Genomic DNA, 16,600 nt, shown 5'->3' with positions numbered 1-16,600 from the left:
TTTTCCACTTCCCAAACTTTGATAATTACATTCTGTCCGCCGTGCCTTCGGTGCGCTTCCATCGATTCCGAAGGAGGGCCAATCCACTTGTCAAAACAATAAATACTGCTATAGCTCCTGTTATAATTGCCGGATTTCCGCTGATGAAACTGCTCCCCACAAAGTTTAAGGCAAACGTGCCGGGGATGATTCCGATAATCGTCGCAATGGAGAAAGGGACAAAACGGACTTTTGCGATAGCGGCTGAATAGCTTACTAAGTCAAAACTGAATCCTGGAAATAGGCGCAATGCCAAAACATAAAAAAAGCCGTTTCGCTCCATCTGCGTTTGGATTTTCTTCCTATTTTCCGGCCATTCTTTTTTGCCCAACCTGACGCCTATTTTCTTGGCCAAAACGAAAGAAAGCATGGCACCGAGCGAAGCCCCAATGATGGTATAAAAAGTTCCCATCCATGGACCGAAGGCCAACCCTCCGGCGATGGACAGGATAGAAGCAGGAAAAAGCACCAGCGGCCTAACTGTGTAAACTGCTATATAAATAAGCGGTGCAGCTACTCCAAAAGAAAGGATCCAGCTGCGGACTGCCTGTGCATCCAGTTGAAAGACGGAGCGGCTGATCCAGTAAACCGCTCCAACCCCTAAAATGGCGGCCAGCCACAGGAAAACTTTTGAAAACTTCCTGTTGCTCATAAGTCTCTATTATGGCTGGAAATGCTGAAATAGCGGTTTCTCATTTCATTATAGCGTTTGCGGTTAACGCCGGCATCTGAATAGCCTACACGGGAAGCTGAACGGAACTCGATCTGCTGAGCTGCATCGTTGAAGTAAAATTCGATATCGTCCTTAAATTTCATTGTTTTTGATCTTGCTACGGCATAGATGTAATTTTCATCTTCCTGCAAGATCGTTACACCTTCATACCCTTTCAGCATGCTGATCAAATTCTTTTTCGCCTGGCTCTTGCTGCCATGGTACGGCAAAGCCGCTACATATTTTTCAAGGTCAAGCGCTTGGGATGAAACGGCGTTTGGAGTAGAAGGAACTTCCTTCAATCGCCCATCTTCAACTCCCAGCTTCGGCTTCACATTGTTTTTCACTGCCATCGTCGCCACAGCAGATCCTGCCGCTATAGCTGCAGTCGCCAACACGCCTTTCGTTGTTACCGGGTTTTCTCCATCTTTCGCTTTATTGAACGCTTTCACAACCGGTTGGTTCAATAAATTATCGACATAGACTTTCTTGCCGATCTTCACCAGCACTTCGCTGTATGTCGGGTACGGATGAATCACGCCGGATAACTTTCCTAAGTTGATGTGGAGCGTTTTAATCGTTTGAATTTGGCTGATGATTTCGCCTGCCCGGTCCCCCAGCACACTGGCACCCAAGATAAAGCCTTTTTTATCCAGGATGATTTTCACTTTTCCGATGCTGTCTTTCTTCGTGTTTGCCCGATCCAGATGCGCATAATCATGCTCATAGACCCGGATGGAATCGCCATATTTTTCACGGGCTTCTTCTTCTGACAAACCTGAGTGGCCTAGCTCTGGATCCGTATATGTACACCAAGTCACATGTTCGTAATCCATTTTTTTATTGATCGGCAAAATCGCATTTTGCGTAGCCGTGATGCCTTGGGTATTTGCCATATGGGAAAGCTGGTATGGGCCGACCACATCGCCGATGGCATAGATGCCCTTCGCCGTCGTTTCCAAATGATCGTCGACTTGGATGCTTTTTGAATCGTATTTTACTCCAGCTTTATCAAGTCCGTATCCTTCTACATTCGCTTTTCGGCCAAGTGCTACGAGAAGGCCTTCTCCAGCAATTTTTAATTCTTCACCGTCTTTTTCAACAAATAACGTGATATTTTTGCCCTTCTGTTCCGCTTTCACAGCTGTAGCTGATGTATGGATCGTTACGCCTTCATCAATCAACCGCTGCTGCACCATCTGTACCAGTTCTTCTTCATCTTTTGGCAAGATCCGCTCCGATTTTTCCACCAGCGTGACTTTCACGCCTAAACGGTTCAAGGCCTGGCTCAATTCGACGCCAATTGCGCCTCCGCCAAGGATTGTCATCGTTTCCGGGAAAGAATCGAGTGTGAAAATCGTTTCGTTGGTTAAATAAGAGACTTGGTCCAATCCTTCAATCGGCGGGACCATTGGCGATGAGCCTGTAGACAAGATGAATTTCTTCGCTTCTACGCGCTCGCCGTTCACTTCTACAGCATGGGAATCCAAAAATTTCGCATAGCCATTGATGAAATCGATGCCGGATTCCTGTAGGACTTCCGGTGATTCCCCTTCGTATACTTTCTGTATGATGTCTTTAATGTCTCTTAGCACTTCCGAAGTATCCACTTGGAGATCCGGGGTGTATTTTCTCGCGTGGTGAACTTCTTCTGCAATGTTGATCAAGGATTTGCTTGGGATACAGCCAGACCATGTACATTCTCCCCCTGGCAGATTTTTATCAATCAACACTACTTTTTTTGAAAATCCTGCTGCTGTAAAAGAGGCGGTCAACCCTGCCGCTCCTGCTCCGATGACTGCAATATCATATTTCTTTACCATTTGTGATCATTTCCTTTCTCTATTGTCCTTTTTATTTGGCCGCACAGCCTTTCTATCTCTGCTCCTTTTCCGTTGCCGAAAGCTAGATTAGAGGATTGAAAAGAAAAGCTATACTATACTGAAACTATCTTAAAAATGAAAAGGTGAAATTCATGCTCGATACTCATGCCCGAAAACATGTTCAACCGATTGTCGAGAAGACTGCCGATGCCTTAATAAAATGGGGCTTTACAGCTAACGGCGTCACAAAAATCGCGTTTGCCATTGGGATCTTATCCGGTCCCCTCATTTACTGGGACCAGCCTTTCCTTGCCGTGATGGCTCTTTGGGTGTCTGGCTACCTGGATGTGGTCGACGGCACAATGGCCCGAAAAACGAAGCCTTCGCCTTGGGGGACGCTGCTTGATATCAGCTTTGACCGCCTAGTGGAAATCGGAGTGATTTTGGGGCTGGCTTTTCGTTTCCCCGATTCGATGTGGGCATTGCTGCTCCTCTGCGCGTCCATTGTTATCGCCATGACCATTTTTCTGACAGTCGGCGCCTTGTCCGATAAAAAAGGGATGAAATCCTTCTATTATCAGGCCGGTTTGGCTGAACGGACTGAAGGCTTTATTCTCTTTACCCTAATGATTGTTTTTTCAACATATTTAACAGCTATTACATTGATTTTTTTCGCAATCCAGATTTTCACGATTTCCCAACGCCTCGCAGAAGCTAGGCGAATCTTGAAATAGAAAGAAGGGGAGGAAATGAAAACCCTCGTGCTGGTTGGCGGCGGCCATGCCCATTTATATGGCTTGCGGCAGCTGATTCTTGAAGGGCTGGAGGATGTGCACGTATTATTGATCTCTACGTCCCGCTTCCAATACTATTCAGGAATGTTTTCAGGATTTGCTGAAGGGTTTTACAAGCTGGAAGAGACCCGAATCGATCTCCAAAAAATGTGCCAAAAAGCAGGCGCAATCTTTATTGAGGACCGGATTGTCCAAATCGATGCAGACAATAAAGAAATGGTCGGAACCAAAGGCAAGGTTTATACATATGATGCGGCCTCGTTTGATATCGGTTCAGAAACGGCCGTGCCGAATGAATGGAAAGATCTTGTTTCCACCGTTAAACCTAACTTCCGCTTTTCGGAAACCATCGCTTCATTTCGTAAAGCTGCTTATCCAACAGTCGTCGGAGGCGGTGCTTCCGGCGTCGAGCTGGCACTGGCTGCATTAGCGTGGCGAAAACAGCATTGCCTATTGGAAAATGTCGCTGTAGTCAGTTCTTCTCCTTTACTGGCCGCCCAGGGTGAGCATATTTCAAAGAAAATCGAAGCGATCGCCCAACGCAAAGGGCTGCAGATTCTGGCCAATCAAACCGTCATTCAAATAGATAAGCAAAGTTTTAGCACGAGCAGCGGCAGCGTATATCCCCAGTCCGAAATCCTTTGGCTCACCGGGCCGGCAAGTCCCGCATTGTTCCGGCATTCCAAATTGCCGGTAGATTCTTCCGGCTTTTTATTGCTCAACGAATTTTTGCAGAGTGATGCCTTCCCTTCCATTTTTGGCGCAGGCGACTGCGCAAGCATAAAATCCTATCCTTCTCTTGCCAAAAACGGCGTTTATGCTGTCCGGCAAGGCCCAGTGCTATGGGAGAACCTGCAACGTTTCCTCTTCCATCAGCCGCTGAAGCCCTTTGTCCCTCAAAAGCGTTTCCTTTCCATCCTGTCGACGGGCAATCAGGAAGCTTTGCTTTTATACGGCAAGCGATCTATCCACGGAAAGTGGCCATGGCTTTTAAAGCAGCACATCGATCGCAAATTTATGAAGACGTATCAAAAGCTTTACGAATAAATCGTAGAATGGAAAATAAATAAATCAGAGGCAGCCTTTGAACTGCACCGAAATTGTTAGACACAACTAACAGTGGAGGTGCAGTTTTTCTATGTCAAAATTTACGGTTGAAACCAAACTACAGGCAGCTCGAGACTATTTAGCCGACCTAGATTCTCAATATGAAATTGCCAGACGCTATGGCGTTAACCGAAAAGGGCTCCAAGAATGGATTGAACGGTATCGGCATCACGGCGAAGAAGGGTTTCGGAAACGGTATACAAACTATCCAGCTGAGTTTAAACTGGACGTACTGAACTTTATGAACGAGACTGGGGCGTCCTCTATTAAAGCAGCTGCCGTTTTCAATATTCCTTCCGGAACCACAGTAGTAAAATGGAAGGAAGCGATGGATCGAAATGGAGTAGACGCCCTGATTCCAAAGAAAAAGGGGCGTCCATCCATGAAAGAGAAACCGAAGAAACCCGTACGGTCAAAAGAGTCGAACGAAACCCTTCAGGAAGAAGTCGAACGGCTGCGCATGGAGAATGCGTATTTAAAAAAGTTGAATGCCTTAGTGAAGGAAAAGGAAGCGTCACCACGCAACTTAAAGCACAAGTAATCTATGCGCTAAGGCATGATTTTAAGGTCGTCGACCTTATTCAAGTGGCATCTATCCCAAAGAGCACCTACTATTATTGGATTAAACATCGGGAACGTCCCGATAAATACAAAGAGACAAAAAGGGTCATTTCCCTCATCTTTCACGAGCACAGAGGACGTTATGGCCATCGGAATATCCAGATTGAACTGCAGAAAAGAGGCATCCAGCTGGATCCGAAAACCGTTCTGAAGTTGATGAACGCCATCGGTCTTACCTGCCACGTGCGGATGAAGAAATACCGTTCTTACCGGGGCAATGTCGGAAAGACGGCACCGAATGTGCTGAGCCGGGATTTCATGGCCGACAAACCAAATCAGAAGTGGGTGACGGATGTGACAGAGTTCTCCCTTTTCGGACAAAAACTCTACCTTTCCCCTGTGCTTGATTTGTTCAACAGTGAAATTATTGCCTATACCGTTCAGAGCCGACCGACTTTTGACTTGGTTTCCACCATGCTCGATCAGGCTTTTAAACGTCTGGGGCCTGGCGACGAACTTGTCCTCCACTCGGATCAGGGCTGGCATTACCAGATGACAAAATACCAGACCGCATTAGCGCATCGAAAGATTACCCAAAGCATGTCCCGTAAGGGGAACTGCCTCGACAACGCCGTCATGGAGAACTTTTTCGGTATTCTTAAAACGGAACTCTTCTACCTGCAGAAATTTGAGAGTATAGACCATTTCCGCCAGGAACTGGATGCCTATATGGTGTATTACAACCAGAAACGAATGAAGAGCAAATTAAAAAACATGAGTCCGGTGGAGTACCGAACTCATGTCGAGCAAGCTGCTTAATTTTCTGTCTAACTTTTTTGGGTCAGTTCACTTTCAACGGCGGCCTCTTTTTTCGTCCACTTATTGATTAAAAATATCAAGCCTTTTAAAAAATTTTCTGTCATTTCTCCCTACTACCTTGCAATGAATAGTACTACATGATATATTGTTCTATATTCACTACTGCACAATGAACAATAGCGTAGAAAGGAGTGAATGAAAGTGAATGTCCAATTTAAAAAAGGGGTCTTAAATCTGTGCGTTTTGGTGTTGCTGGAAAAGCAAGACCGCTACGGGTATGAGTTGGTTCAAAAGATTTCAGACCGCATCTCCATATCAGAAGGCGCTGTCTATCCTTTATTGCGAAGATTGACGAAAGAAGGTTATTTCACCACTTATTTGCAGGAATCTTCCGAAGGCCCGCCAAGGAAATACTACACATTAACGGAAGCCGGCCGAACATATCTTGCCGAACAACTGACTGAATGGAAAAGTTTTACCGATGGCGTCAACCAATTGATCGAGGAGGGAATTTCCAATGACTGAACACCAATTTCTTTTAGAGCTAGAAGCGGTTTTGCACCAATTGCCAGCAGAAGAACGACAGGACATTTCTCAAGATATTCGCGAATACTTTTTAAATGGACGCCGTGACGGAAAACAAGACGAAGAAATCGCAGCGGAACTTGGGGCGCCGGCAGCTATTGCCCAAGAATTGCTCGCTTCATTTGACTTCAGCCAAGTTGAAGCAAAACCGAAAGCCGTCAACCTTTCAAAAGACGAATTTGATAAAGTGGATATTCAAATTGACAACGGCACATTGGACATCGGATTATCACAAGACGGGAAAATGCATGTGGACGTAGAGGACAAAGGCTATAATCAGCAGTTGTTTGTGGATGTCTTGGACCGGACATTGGTCATCACTTTAAAAGAGGAAGCAAAGAAATGGGGAATTTTCAGTTTTGCAATCAATACGAAATCGCCTCGTGTACGTATCCAGCTGCCTTCTAAGATCTATGATTCCCTGAAAATAGTGACAGATAACGGGAGAATCGATGGAGCCGATTTGGAAAGCAGCGTTTTAACGGCAAAATCAGATAACGGCGGCATCTGTTTTGAAGATCTCAAAACGGCTGAATTGCGCATTCGTTCGGATAACGGCGCTTTGAAATTGAAATCGAGCCGGACAGAAAAAGCCGAGATGAAATCGGATAATGGCAAGATTGAACTGGAGAACATTGAAGCGGCGCAAATCAGGCTTCAATCCGATAATGGCAGCATCTTGATGGATCGTGTGGAAGGGAGAATTTCTGCAGAAAGCGATAACGGCCGAATCAGATTGTTCACTTCCAATCTTGAACGCGACATCACCCTGAAAACAGACAACGGCAGCATTACGGTTGAAACAGCAGAAGAACCAACGAATGCTTCTATCCACGCCCACAAGGATTACGGAAAGGCAAAAATTTTCGGCGTAAAAAGCAATCATACGGTATACGGCTCCGGCCAACATTCCATCATTTTGAAGACGGATAATGGCAGCATCGAAGTAAAAAAATCATAAGCTTTTGCTTCAGCCGCTGAACTCTCAGCGGCTTTCTTCCTGTCATGAACGGAGAAAACGCTGGATTTCTTCCAGCTTCTGCTCTGTATCGTGATAGCCTAGTTCATAAAGCTCTGTAAGCTTCTCGACGTCCCGCTCCATCCCGGTCATTTTTATGAACCTTGAAGGTTGGATGATGATTGCTTTCCCTTCCGCTTCCAGCTGTTCGATAAATTCCATTGTTTCGTTGTAGCGGAGATACCAATTTTCCATACTTTTGATGATGCCAGGAAACTGGCGGTAAAAAGCCGGCATTAAACGAGCGAAAGAATTTCTTTTTTTTCGGTAGCCCCTTTCTTTGGTCAATACGATAATCGGTTTTGTCACCCCGTCCTCAAGCGCTTTTCGGATGGGAATCGGATCTGCTACCCCGCCGTCCATTAAAAGGCGGCCTTCGAATTCTACCGGCTTCGCCATAAAAGGCAAGGAGCTGGACGCCCTAACAATGGATAAAACATCTGCCGGATGATCCCGCTTTTCAAAATAGACCGCTTCACCTGTCATGCAGTCGGTGGTTCCGACTACAAATTCTTCCGTCGCTTTTTGAAATCCGGCATAATCAAACGGCACAAGCCGGTTTGGGATTTCATCAAAGATCAAATTCATGCCAAACAGCTCTCTTTTCAGCACCAAATTCTTCACGGAAATATAATCAGGGTGCTGGACGTAGCCGATGGTGACTTCACGGTTTCTCCCCATTTGGCGGGAAATGTAAGATGAGGCATTGCACGCTCCTGCAGATACGCCAATGATATAATCTACAAAAACCGCTTCCTCTAAAAACCGTTCTAAAACCCCGCCTGTATAAACCCCTCTCATGCCGCCGCCTTCTAAAATCAAACCGCTTTTCATGGCACACCGCCCTTTCCTATGCAAATAAGCCGGCAAATTTTCTGCCAGCCTGCTTTCACCCTATTTTCTCAATTAATTCCGGCCCATTGTTTTTGGGTGAATTCACCGCTTCAGATACTTCATAAGCTTCCATTTCTTCCGGATTAAAAGGTTTCAATAATTCTCCAAGTATCTCCGGGTCTTGCACTTTAGGATCCAGCCATATTTTTTCAGCTTCCTTCGTTAATACGACTGGCATACGGTCATGGATAGCCGCCATTAAATCATTCGGTTTGGTCGTTAAAATTGAACAAGTATTTACGGTTTTTCCATCCGGCGACTTCCAGGATTCCCATAAAGCCGCAAAAGCAAAAGGCTCTTCTGATTTAAGCTTGATGCGCATCGGCGTTTTTCCGGAACCGTTCCGCTGCCATTCGAAAAAAGAATCGGCTACTACAAGACAGCGTTTTTTCTTGAACGCATTGCGGAAACTCGGTTTTTCGGCTGCGGTTTCCGCTCGTGCGTTGATCATTTTATATCCTACTTTTTCATCTTTAGCCCAAGGCGGGATCAATCCCCATCTGAGCAAACCCAATCGGTTTTTCGAGCCGTCGTTAACGACAGCCAACACTTGGTGGCTGGGCGCAATATTGTAGCTTGGCTGGTAATCCTCTTCACGTATAGCGGCTTCTTCAATATCGAAACGCTGCAATATGGCACTGTAGTCTGCATATAACGAATATCTTCCGCACATATTGAATCCCTTCTTTCAATGAAGTCGGTTCCTTATTATCCGATATAACAGAATTGTTTGTTTTTTGTTATTTCCATCTTATTTACCTGCCTATACATTTATCGCATCTCCTGTAAAAAAGCGATACTGGTTCTTGCCAAAATTTTTGGATTCGTATAGCGCGAGATCCGCCTTTTTATATAAAGTTTCTGCGTCATCATTTTCTTGGCCGAAGGCGATGCCAATACTGACGGTTACATCAATTGCATCGGTTCCAGGCTCCTGCAGCATCAGCGTCCGCATTTCGCGGATTAACAGCGAAGCTGTACGTTCAATCGTTTCCTGGTGTGCCTCCGGAAAAATAACCGCGAATTCATCTCCACCAAGCCTTGCTGCCACAATTTCTCTCCCGGCATGATGCTGGATAATTGCAGCGGTCCGCATTAAAAACCCGTCGCCTCCGTCATGCCCAAGAAAGTCATTGACCAGTTTAAAATTGTCTAAATCCATCATCATCAACACGGGTTTGCTGTCTTTCTTCTGCAATAGCGCTTTCAGGCAATCATCAAATGCAGCCCGGTTTTTTAAGCCTGTGAGGCTGTCATGGAAAGCTAAATAAATCGGACGCGCTAACCAATGTGCGATTAAATAAGAAAGAATGATGGCCATTGCCAAAATGAGCAGCAGCGACCAAATGAAGTTTTGTTTATATTCCATCGATACCGCTTTCAGCTCCTGGTCATTGCGCACCATCTCGATAATTCGCTGGACCGGCATCCCTTGGCTGTTTAAAGCCGTGTATGGAATATAGCGGTAGAAGACGTCGCCGCCTTCCCACTCTCCCTCCATCTCCAATGTTTTTCCATTGGCGAGGACATTTTCAAAAACCGCTTTTTTCGACTCGGCAATGACGGGATTTTCATCGTCTTCCATCGTTCTTGCTCCATCCACCAAGGAGCCGTCCGTTTCATAAATGTGTATGGCATTCAAGGAATCATGGGTGTAAATCAGTTCCTCGGCTGCCACCAAAAAATTGAATGTGTGGTAAATGGTTTTATCGCTTATAGAATAGGCGAGGACAAATAGATATTCATGGTCCGGTGAAGGCACATAGCCATATTTCTTAATTTCTCCATCTTTTTGCTGCAGCTTCATCGGTTCCTCTATAAAAGCCAAACCGTTTCGCCGTTCATCGAGATTAGAAAAAAGGCGTTCCGTTTCCTTTTCGGCTATGGAAACATCCGTACTTTGGACTATCTTATCGCGGGAATCAATGACATAAATATCCATATTGAACTTTTGTTTTAAGACAATCAAATCCCAGCTCTTTACATCCGGATTCTCTGAATAGCGTTTAAGCAATTCTTCACTGTTCCATTTCATGCGGTCTGTAATCTCCGTATCAAATAATTCGTAAGCGCCGTCTACGGATTTTAAGGAATTGACTACTGTTTCCTCTACTAATTGCAGTTTTTCCGAATATTCTCTTTCCGCTAGCTTTTCCATTTGGCGAAAGTTGAGGAAGGCTACAGAAAAAGAAACTATTATCGAAAATACGAGAATGATTAAAGTTAAGCGTATTTTGAAATTCCGGATCAATTTTGCAGCCTCCTCTAACTAATTCAAAACTACCAAGACTATTATATTATTTAATTTACAAATTAGAACGGTTTTTATTTTGAGTTTTCCACTTTATTCTGTTGTCTTTTCACTTTCTTCTATCATTTCTTCCAGAACGATAAAATATGCCATTTTCAGAAAAAATTCAAATCTTTTGGCAATCCTTTAGCCAATTAGATGCGAAAGCCTGACGAAACGGCAATCTTTGCCCATTTCCGAACGAAAGAGTGGTATAATGGAGATATCATTAGTTTAATAGGAGGAATTACATGGCTACTGCACGAGAAATGAGTCTGGTCAATAAAGATTTTCTGGTAGAAGAACTTGGGCTGAAACAGCAAGGGAATTCAACTATCTTTACGAACGAAGATTGTTTTGTATTGTCTCCATCGGTTCAGCGTTACGAAAAGGGATTTGATATCAGTGAATTCAACTTGGCTAAGTTTGATCCTGAGCGTCAGCAAGGCTTTTTAATCGTACGGTATATGGATACCTTTTTAATGGCAAAACTTGAAAGTTTCCGAACAAAAATGATGCCGCCAGAGTTGCAGATCCAAAAGAAAAACACGAAGCCGCATTGGAAATTCACTGTTGCTGAGAATCCTGCTTACCATCTGGTAAATACACAAAACAAAGAACTTCGCTACCGGCTGCAAGAGCCTTCGAAAAAGCAAATCATTTCATTCTTTAAAAAAATATAACGGTGTCCCGCAATGAATGATTATTGCGGGATTTTTTGCGGGCAGATACACAAGAATGCCAGCTTTCCAATTTATTTCCATAAAAAAAGCAAAGCACCCATTTGGCATGCTTTGCTTTTTCGATTATTCTTCTTCTGACTCTCCGATGGGATTCTGTTCATCGCCAATCCCTTCATTGCTGTGAGCCCCTCTTTTTTCCATTTCTTTTCCATCTTCTGCAGATTCTTGCTCAATGCTTTCATATTCTTCGCGTTCTCTTCGGTTCCCTTCTTCTCTTGGATGCCGCTCATCAGAAAAATTATCTTTGCCCATAACTTCTCCTCCTCTATCCATTTTCAAGGAGTATTCCCACTTCGCCTTTTATAAAACAAAGATTTTTTTAAAAATAAGATAAGAATATGTCATATCCAAAGTAAACGACCAACACTGAGAGTGCTGCGAAAACAAGATATTCAACTGTGCCGCCTGTAGTTGTCGTGACCGGAAAGCGGACGGTCATTTTCAGCGGAAAAAAAAGCTTGATCCCATTCTTCGTTGCCATGTCCAATACGTAATGGCTTGCCATGCCAACAAGCAGCCCCGCAGTGACCGCTTCCTCAACTCCAAAAGCATTCAATAAAACGGCCATCAGTACTAGAAACAACAGGCTGTGCGTAAATGTGCGGTGCCCGAATAATTTATTGACCACTTTTGAAAGAACTGGAAACGTTCTTCCGATTTTACTGCCTCCGTGGCAAATATCCGGCAAAATTGCCCCTGCCACTCCGGATATGAGCAGTACGACAGGATCATAATTTGTGATTTGGGCAAAAGCAAGGCTTGCTGCAATGCCCCCCGTGATGTGTGTTTTTCCTGTCATGCTTGATTATTCCCCTTTTTTTAGAATGTCTATTTCATTATACGCAAAATGGGGTATGGTGTTGGTATAGAAAATAATAAAGGAGTAGAGGGAATGGGAATTCATAAGTTTTTTACTTCATTAAACGATTTGGAGCGGATTATCCGCGCTCCCGGAAGATTTAAATTTGAAGAGCACAATGTGGCGGCTCATTCCTGGAAAGTCAGCCAATATGCGTTGTTTTTCGCTACAATCGAAGAACGCGATGGCCAAACCATCGATTGGAAATCCTTGTATGAAAAAACAATCAATCACGATTTTGCAGAAGTCTTTATCGGGGACATCAAAACGCCGGTCAAACACTCTTCGCCCGAACTCAAAGAAATGATTGCCAAAGTGGAGGAAGGCATGATGGAGAAATTCATCCTGCGCGAAATCCCGGAAGAATTCCAAGACGTGTTTTTTGATCGGATGAAGGAAGGCAAAGACGCGACCATTGAAGGCCGCCTGCTGGAAATGGCAGACAAGCTGGACCAATTTTACGAATCGTTCGCAGAATTGAAAAGAGGCAACGCCGACAAGGAATTTGTCGCCATGTACCGCATCGCGCTAAAAAAATTGCTGGCCATTCCGTTAAAAGCAAGCGTCACTTATTTCCGTGAAGTGATGCTCGATGATGTAATAAGTGAAGAAACCGTCATTGATATTAAAGAGATCACGCGCCAAGTGCTAGAGGACTAAAGGGAGTTCCTTGTATATTTCCGGGTCAAATTATGTTAAATTGTTCATAATACCAAAAAATCTCGGAGGTGAATCCCTTAGTTAAGGGAATTTATTGGACCCCATACTTTTAGTGAATTTAGCTTTACTCGTTTTATTAATCGCGTTAACCGCCTTTTTTGTCGGTGCAGAATTTGCCGTCGTTAAAGTCCGGATGTCCCGCATCGAACAATTGATTGAAGAAGGCAATAGGAAAGCCGTCCTTGTAAAAAAAGTCGTTGGCAACCTGGATTATTATCTTTCCGCTTGCCAGCTTGGGATTACGGTGACGGCACTCGGACTCGGGTGGCTCGGAGAACCGACCATTGAACGCCTTTTGCACCCGCTTTTTGAAACGCTCGGTGTGCCTAATTCTGTTTCCATTGTCATTTCTTTTGTGTTGGCTTTCTCTCTTGTGACTTTCTTGCATGTCGTCATTGGAGAAATGGCGCCAAAATCACTGGCTCTTCAATTTGCAGAACGCATGACGTTGTTTTTGAGCCCGCCGCTATACTTGTTCGGCAAGATCATGGCACCATTCATTTTCCTGTTGAATGGCTCTGCCCGTGTATTCTTGCGCATTTTTGGCGTTCAGCCGGCAAGAGAAGAACAAGCCCACTCAGAAGAAGAATTGAAAATCATCATGGCCCAAAGTTTCCAAAGCGGCGAAATCAACCAAACCGAATTGTCTTTTATGCAGAACATTTTTGCATTCGACGAACGCAGCGCAAAAGATGTCATGGTTCCCCGTACTCAAATCGTAGCGTTTCCGCAAGATTTGAGCTGTGAGGAATTGCTCGGGGAACTGCGCGAACATCGATATACGCGCTATCCGATTGCCAATCATGGCGATAAAGATGATTTGATCGGTTTTATCAACGCCAAGGAAATTTTGACACATTTCGCAGTGGCCGGCGACGTTCAAATGGAAGAGTTTATCCACGACCTTCCCTATTTCCATGAAACGACGCCGCTTCAGACCGCCCTGATGAAAATGCAGAAAGACCGCACTCATATCGCATTGGTCATTGATGAATACGGTGGGACGTCCGGCATTATCACGATGGAAGACATTCTCGAGGAAATAGTCGGGGAGATTCGCGATGAATTTGACGATGAAGAAGAAGCTGAAATTATTAAAGAAAGCGATGACCGCTATATTTTAAATGGACGCGTACTCTTGAAAGACCTTCACGAACGCTTTAATTTGGAATTTGACGACAGCGAAGACATCGACACCATTGCGGGTTGGATCCAGCATCAACTCATTGAAGCTGAAACCGGAGATGTCGTCGAAAAAGCCGGCCATCGCTGGTCTATCCTGGAAATGGATAATCACCACATCTCAAAAGTGGCTGTAGACATTCTAAGAGATTAACCGATTTCGCAGAAAATCCCCTGACCATTCAGGGGATTTTTTTATGATTTAAGAAAGGCAGTGCTCCCCTCTTCCCCTGTTCTTATTTGACCTTTCCTTACCTTTTCTATAATATAAGAACAAATGTTCTATCTTTTTTTACAAGGAGGGGTCAACGATGAAGATTAACAAACAATTGACGCTAAATGGCCAAATTAAAGACCGGGGAGGGATCAAGTGGACAGCCATGATGCTGCCGGAGCATGTCCAGATGCTGCGGGATTGGCAAAAAGAGGATCCTTTCAATAAAAAGCCCGATTTGGACGCTTTTGACCTCGAAGCCATCTACGAAGAAATTCACCTTGCAGTGGTTCGGCAATGTGCCATTGAGATCCGCCTTTGGCGCAGCCAGTCCCAAGTTTTTACCGGAACCATTGCCGCCATCGACTTGAATGCTAAATTCCTCTTCTTGGACATAGGGCTGCAAAGCGAGAAGATTTCCTTTGCTGAAATTATTGGCGCAAAAACAATCGAATAGTCTATAACCTAAGAAGCGGCATGGTAGGCCTACCATGCCGCTTCTTTCCTCATTTAGGGTTAAACTCTCCTAAGATAGGGCATATAATGAATAACTAATTTCAACTACAGGAGGTTAAAGCTATGAGCAAAGCTGTATCAATTGCCAAAGAGCTGGCAGGCGAATTCAAGAAAGACCATGCGACGACGCTTGCTGCTGCACAGGCCTATTATTATTTACTCGCAATCGTACCTTTATTGATCCTTTTACTCGCAATTCTTCCTTATCTTCAGCTAGACCCCAACCGGGTAATGGATTTCATCGGCACTATTCTTCCCGGAGAAGTCGCAAACACCTTCGAAGATACTATTGTCAGTGTTGTGACCACTCCTTCCGGCGGATTGTTGACATTTGGTATTCTCGGTACGCTTTGGTCGGCTTCCAATGCGATGACCGCTTTTATCGAAGCAACTAACCAAGCCTATGATGTAGAAGAAAGCCGTTCTTTCATCAAACTCAAAGGGACAGCGATTATCTTGACGCTGTTCATGCTGGTGGCAGTCATTATCGCTTTAGTGCTGCCGATTTTTGGGGGAGCTATTATTGACTCAATCAGCTCTTTCCTGAATTTGCCGTCCCAAACGGAAATCATTTTCCAAGTTCTTCGCTGGGTGATTTCCATTGCCGTCATGAGCATCGTTTTAGCGTTCCTTTATAAATTTGCGCCGAACAAGCATTTCCCTTTTAAAGAAGTAATCATTGGGGCAGTCATTGCTACGGTTTTATGGCAAGTTGTCTCCCTCGGCTTTTCGTTCTACGTTGCTAATTTCGGCAGCTATTCCGCAACTTATGGAAGCCTTGGCGGCTTAATCGTCTTAATGCTTTGGTTCTTCCTGACCGGACTGATCTTAGTCATCGGAGCCGAAATCAATGCCATATTGCATAGACGAAAAAATGTAAAAAATGCACCTGCGCAAGTCTATGAAGAATAGCAAAAACACCGGACTCGCATGGGTCCGGTGTTTTCTTTATTTTTTCTCGGCTAAAACCATCCATTCATCGATGGCGAAGCTTTCAATTTCCTGATGCTGCTGCCGTATTTGAAAATAATTCAATTCTTCTTCGGTAGCTGATAAGAGGTGGCGGCGAACTTGTTCGATTTGCTCCTCCGTCTCTGCTGTCCGCCTCACCCAGGAAGGAAATTGGAATGTTTTTTTACGGTCCGCGGACTGGATTTCCTCTAATCCGTGTTCTTGCAAGAGCTGCCGCCATTCTGTTTTGGACAAACATCTTCCATGGCTATCATCCCGGAGCTTCTCGGTCATGTTCATGAATTCCGCGAGCTCTTCTTTTTCCGGAGCCGTATTATCGATCAGCACAAACCTTCCGCCGGCTTTCAGCACCCGGGCAGTTTCAGCAATAAACTTTTCGAGATGCGGAAAATGGTGCGGCGCTATCCGGCAAACTGCCGCATCAAATGTGCCATTTAAAAATGGCAGGCTTTCTGCATCCGCCACTACGTAAAATATATTTTGATATTCTGCCCGCAGATGCTTTGCCGTATTTTCAAGCATGGCTTCTGTCAAATCAGTCGAAATGACTTGAGATGTATGAGGAGCCAGAGTTTTTGATACGTGGCCGCCTCCTGTGGCAATGTCCAGAACCGTCCAGGTTTCTTTCGGCTTCAGCCAATCCACCAGCAAGGCCAAATCATCACCTTTTGCATGGATATCGCTCGTCACGTATTTATCCGCATTCTTCCCGAATATTTCCTTCACCTTTTCTTTTGCTGTATTTTCCATTA

The 16,600-nt window shown here is 44.6% G+C and carries 18 protein-coding genes and 1 pseudogene; 11 read left to right on the top strand and 8 right to left on the bottom strand.

The window, feature by feature from the left end:
- Positions 1-25: 25 nt before the first annotated feature.
- Positions 26-691, bottom strand: coding sequence for a TVP38/TMEM64 family protein (locus BN1080_RS03255; RefSeq protein ID WP_052650515.1), 666 nt, complete (start codon positions 689-691; stop codon positions 26-28).
- Positions 688-2,574, bottom strand: coding sequence for an FAD-dependent oxidoreductase (locus tag BN1080_RS03250; protein WP_052650513.1), 1,887 nt, complete (start codon positions 2,572-2,574; stop codon positions 688-690). The genes BN1080_RS03255 and BN1080_RS03250 overlap by 4 nt, the downstream gene beginning before the upstream one ends.
- A gap of 152 nt (positions 2,575-2,726) precedes the next feature.
- On the opposite strand from BN1080_RS03250, the gene BN1080_RS03245 reads away from it, so the two are divergent.
- The 6 genes and pseudogenes from BN1080_RS03245 to BN1080_RS03220 all read left to right on the top strand — a co-directional run bounded on the left by BN1080_RS03245 (position 2,727) and on the right by BN1080_RS03220 (position 7,401).
- Positions 2,727-3,308: a CDP-alcohol phosphatidyltransferase family protein gene (locus BN1080_RS03245; RefSeq protein ID WP_052650511.1), complete on the top strand. Its 582-nt coding sequence runs from the start codon at positions 2,727-2,729 to the stop codon at positions 3,306-3,308.
- 15 nt (positions 3,309-3,323) lie between these two features.
- On the top strand, positions 3,324-4,415 hold the full coding sequence (locus BN1080_RS03240; RefSeq protein ID WP_052650509.1) for an FAD-dependent oxidoreductase: 1,092 nt from the start codon (positions 3,324-3,326) through the stop codon (positions 4,413-4,415).
- 91 nt (positions 4,416-4,506) lie between these two features.
- Positions 4,507-4,611, top strand: a pseudogene (locus tag BN1080_RS17330) (hypothetical protein); the annotation flags it as partial.
- Between the two features lie 179 nt (positions 4,612-4,790).
- Entirely contained in the window at positions 4,791-5,855 is a 1,065-nt protein-coding gene (locus BN1080_RS16960) for an IS3 family transposase (RefSeq protein WP_234398920.1), read from the top strand.
- Positions 5,856-6,056: 201 nt separating this feature from the next.
- Positions 6,057-6,380: a PadR family transcriptional regulator gene (locus tag BN1080_RS03225; protein ID WP_052654367.1), complete on the top strand. Its 324-nt coding sequence runs from the start codon at positions 6,057-6,059 to the stop codon at positions 6,378-6,380.
- Positions 6,373-7,401 carry a DUF4097 family beta strand repeat-containing protein gene (locus BN1080_RS03220; protein ID WP_052650505.1) on the top strand — a complete coding sequence of 343 codons (1,029 nt, stop codon included), beginning with the start codon at positions 6,373-6,375 and terminating at the stop codon, positions 7,399-7,401. Before BN1080_RS03225 ends, BN1080_RS03220 begins: the two co-directional genes overlap by 8 nt.
- Positions 7,402-7,443: 42 nt before the next feature.
- On the opposite strand, the gene BN1080_RS03215 is transcribed toward BN1080_RS03220, so the two are convergent.
- The 3 genes from BN1080_RS03215 to BN1080_RS03205 form a co-directional block, all read right to left on the bottom strand.
- Positions 7,444-8,292 (bottom strand): patatin-like phospholipase family protein, encoded by an 849-nt coding sequence (locus BN1080_RS03215; protein WP_052650503.1) that lies wholly within the window; start codon positions 8,290-8,292, stop codon positions 7,444-7,446.
- A 55-nt stretch (positions 8,293-8,347) separates the two neighbouring features.
- The gene (locus BN1080_RS03210) at positions 8,348-9,025 is read right to left on the bottom strand and encodes an SOS response-associated peptidase (protein ID WP_052650501.1); all 678 of its coding nucleotides are present in this window, start codon (positions 9,023-9,025) and stop codon (positions 8,348-8,350) included.
- Positions 9,026-9,115: 90 nt separating this feature from the next.
- Complete coding sequence (locus BN1080_RS03205; protein WP_052650499.1) at positions 9,116-10,603, bottom strand: GGDEF domain-containing protein; 1,488 nt, start codon at positions 10,601-10,603, stop codon at positions 9,116-9,118.
- Between the two features lie 290 nt (positions 10,604-10,893).
- On the opposite strand from BN1080_RS03205, the gene BN1080_RS03200 reads away from it, so the two are divergent.
- The gene (locus tag BN1080_RS03200; RefSeq protein WP_052650497.1) at positions 10,894-11,325 is read left to right on the top strand and encodes a hypothetical protein; all 432 of its coding nucleotides are present in this window, start codon (positions 10,894-10,896) and stop codon (positions 11,323-11,325) included.
- A 123-nt stretch (positions 11,326-11,448) separates the two neighbouring features.
- Here BN1080_RS03200 and BN1080_RS03195 read toward each other — a convergent pair whose 3' ends face one another.
- Entirely contained in the window at positions 11,449-11,637 is a 189-nt protein-coding gene (locus tag BN1080_RS03195; protein WP_052650495.1) for a hypothetical protein, read from the bottom strand.
- Positions 11,638-11,704: 67 nt separating this feature from the next.
- A complete protein-coding gene (locus BN1080_RS03190; protein ID WP_052650493.1) occupies positions 11,705-12,184 on the bottom strand; it encodes a metal-dependent hydrolase in 480 nt (159 codons plus the stop codon).
- 93 nt (positions 12,185-12,277) lie between these two features.
- Here BN1080_RS03190 and BN1080_RS03185 point away from each other — a divergent pair, with 93 nt between their 5' ends.
- The 4 genes from BN1080_RS03185 (at position 12,278) to BN1080_RS03170 (ending at position 15,788) form a co-directional block, all read left to right on the top strand.
- Entirely contained in the window at positions 12,278-12,904 is a 627-nt protein-coding gene (locus tag BN1080_RS03185) for a YfbR-like 5'-deoxynucleotidase (RefSeq protein ID WP_052650491.1), read from the top strand.
- 94 nt (positions 12,905-12,998) lie between these two features.
- Positions 12,999-14,300, top strand: coding sequence for a hemolysin family protein (locus tag BN1080_RS03180; RefSeq protein ID WP_052650489.1), 1,302 nt, complete (start codon positions 12,999-13,001; stop codon positions 14,298-14,300).
- A gap of 157 nt (positions 14,301-14,457) precedes the next feature.
- Positions 14,458-14,817, top strand: coding sequence for a YolD-like family protein (locus BN1080_RS03175; protein ID WP_052650487.1), 360 nt, complete (start codon positions 14,458-14,460; stop codon positions 14,815-14,817).
- 122 nt (positions 14,818-14,939) lie between these two features.
- A complete protein-coding gene (locus tag BN1080_RS03170) occupies positions 14,940-15,788 on the top strand; it encodes a YihY/virulence factor BrkB family protein (RefSeq protein WP_052650485.1) in 849 nt (282 codons plus the stop codon).
- A 36-nt stretch (positions 15,789-15,824) separates the two neighbouring features.
- Here the strand turns inward: BN1080_RS03170 and BN1080_RS03165 are convergent, their stop codons facing one another.
- Positions 15,825-16,598, bottom strand: a complete 774-nt coding sequence (locus BN1080_RS03165; RefSeq protein ID WP_052650484.1) for a class I SAM-dependent methyltransferase — start codon at positions 16,596-16,598, stop codon at positions 15,825-15,827.
- Positions 16,599-16,600 lie beyond the last annotated feature (2 nt).

Origin of the sequence: Planococcus massiliensis, from assembly GCF_000821325.1 — a bacterium.
Lineage (GTDB): Bacteria > Bacillota > Bacilli > Bacillales_A > Planococcaceae > Planococcus > Planococcus ruber.
The sequence above is the reverse complement of the archived record's forward strand: the minus strand, read 5'-3'. Positions and strand labels throughout refer to the sequence as shown.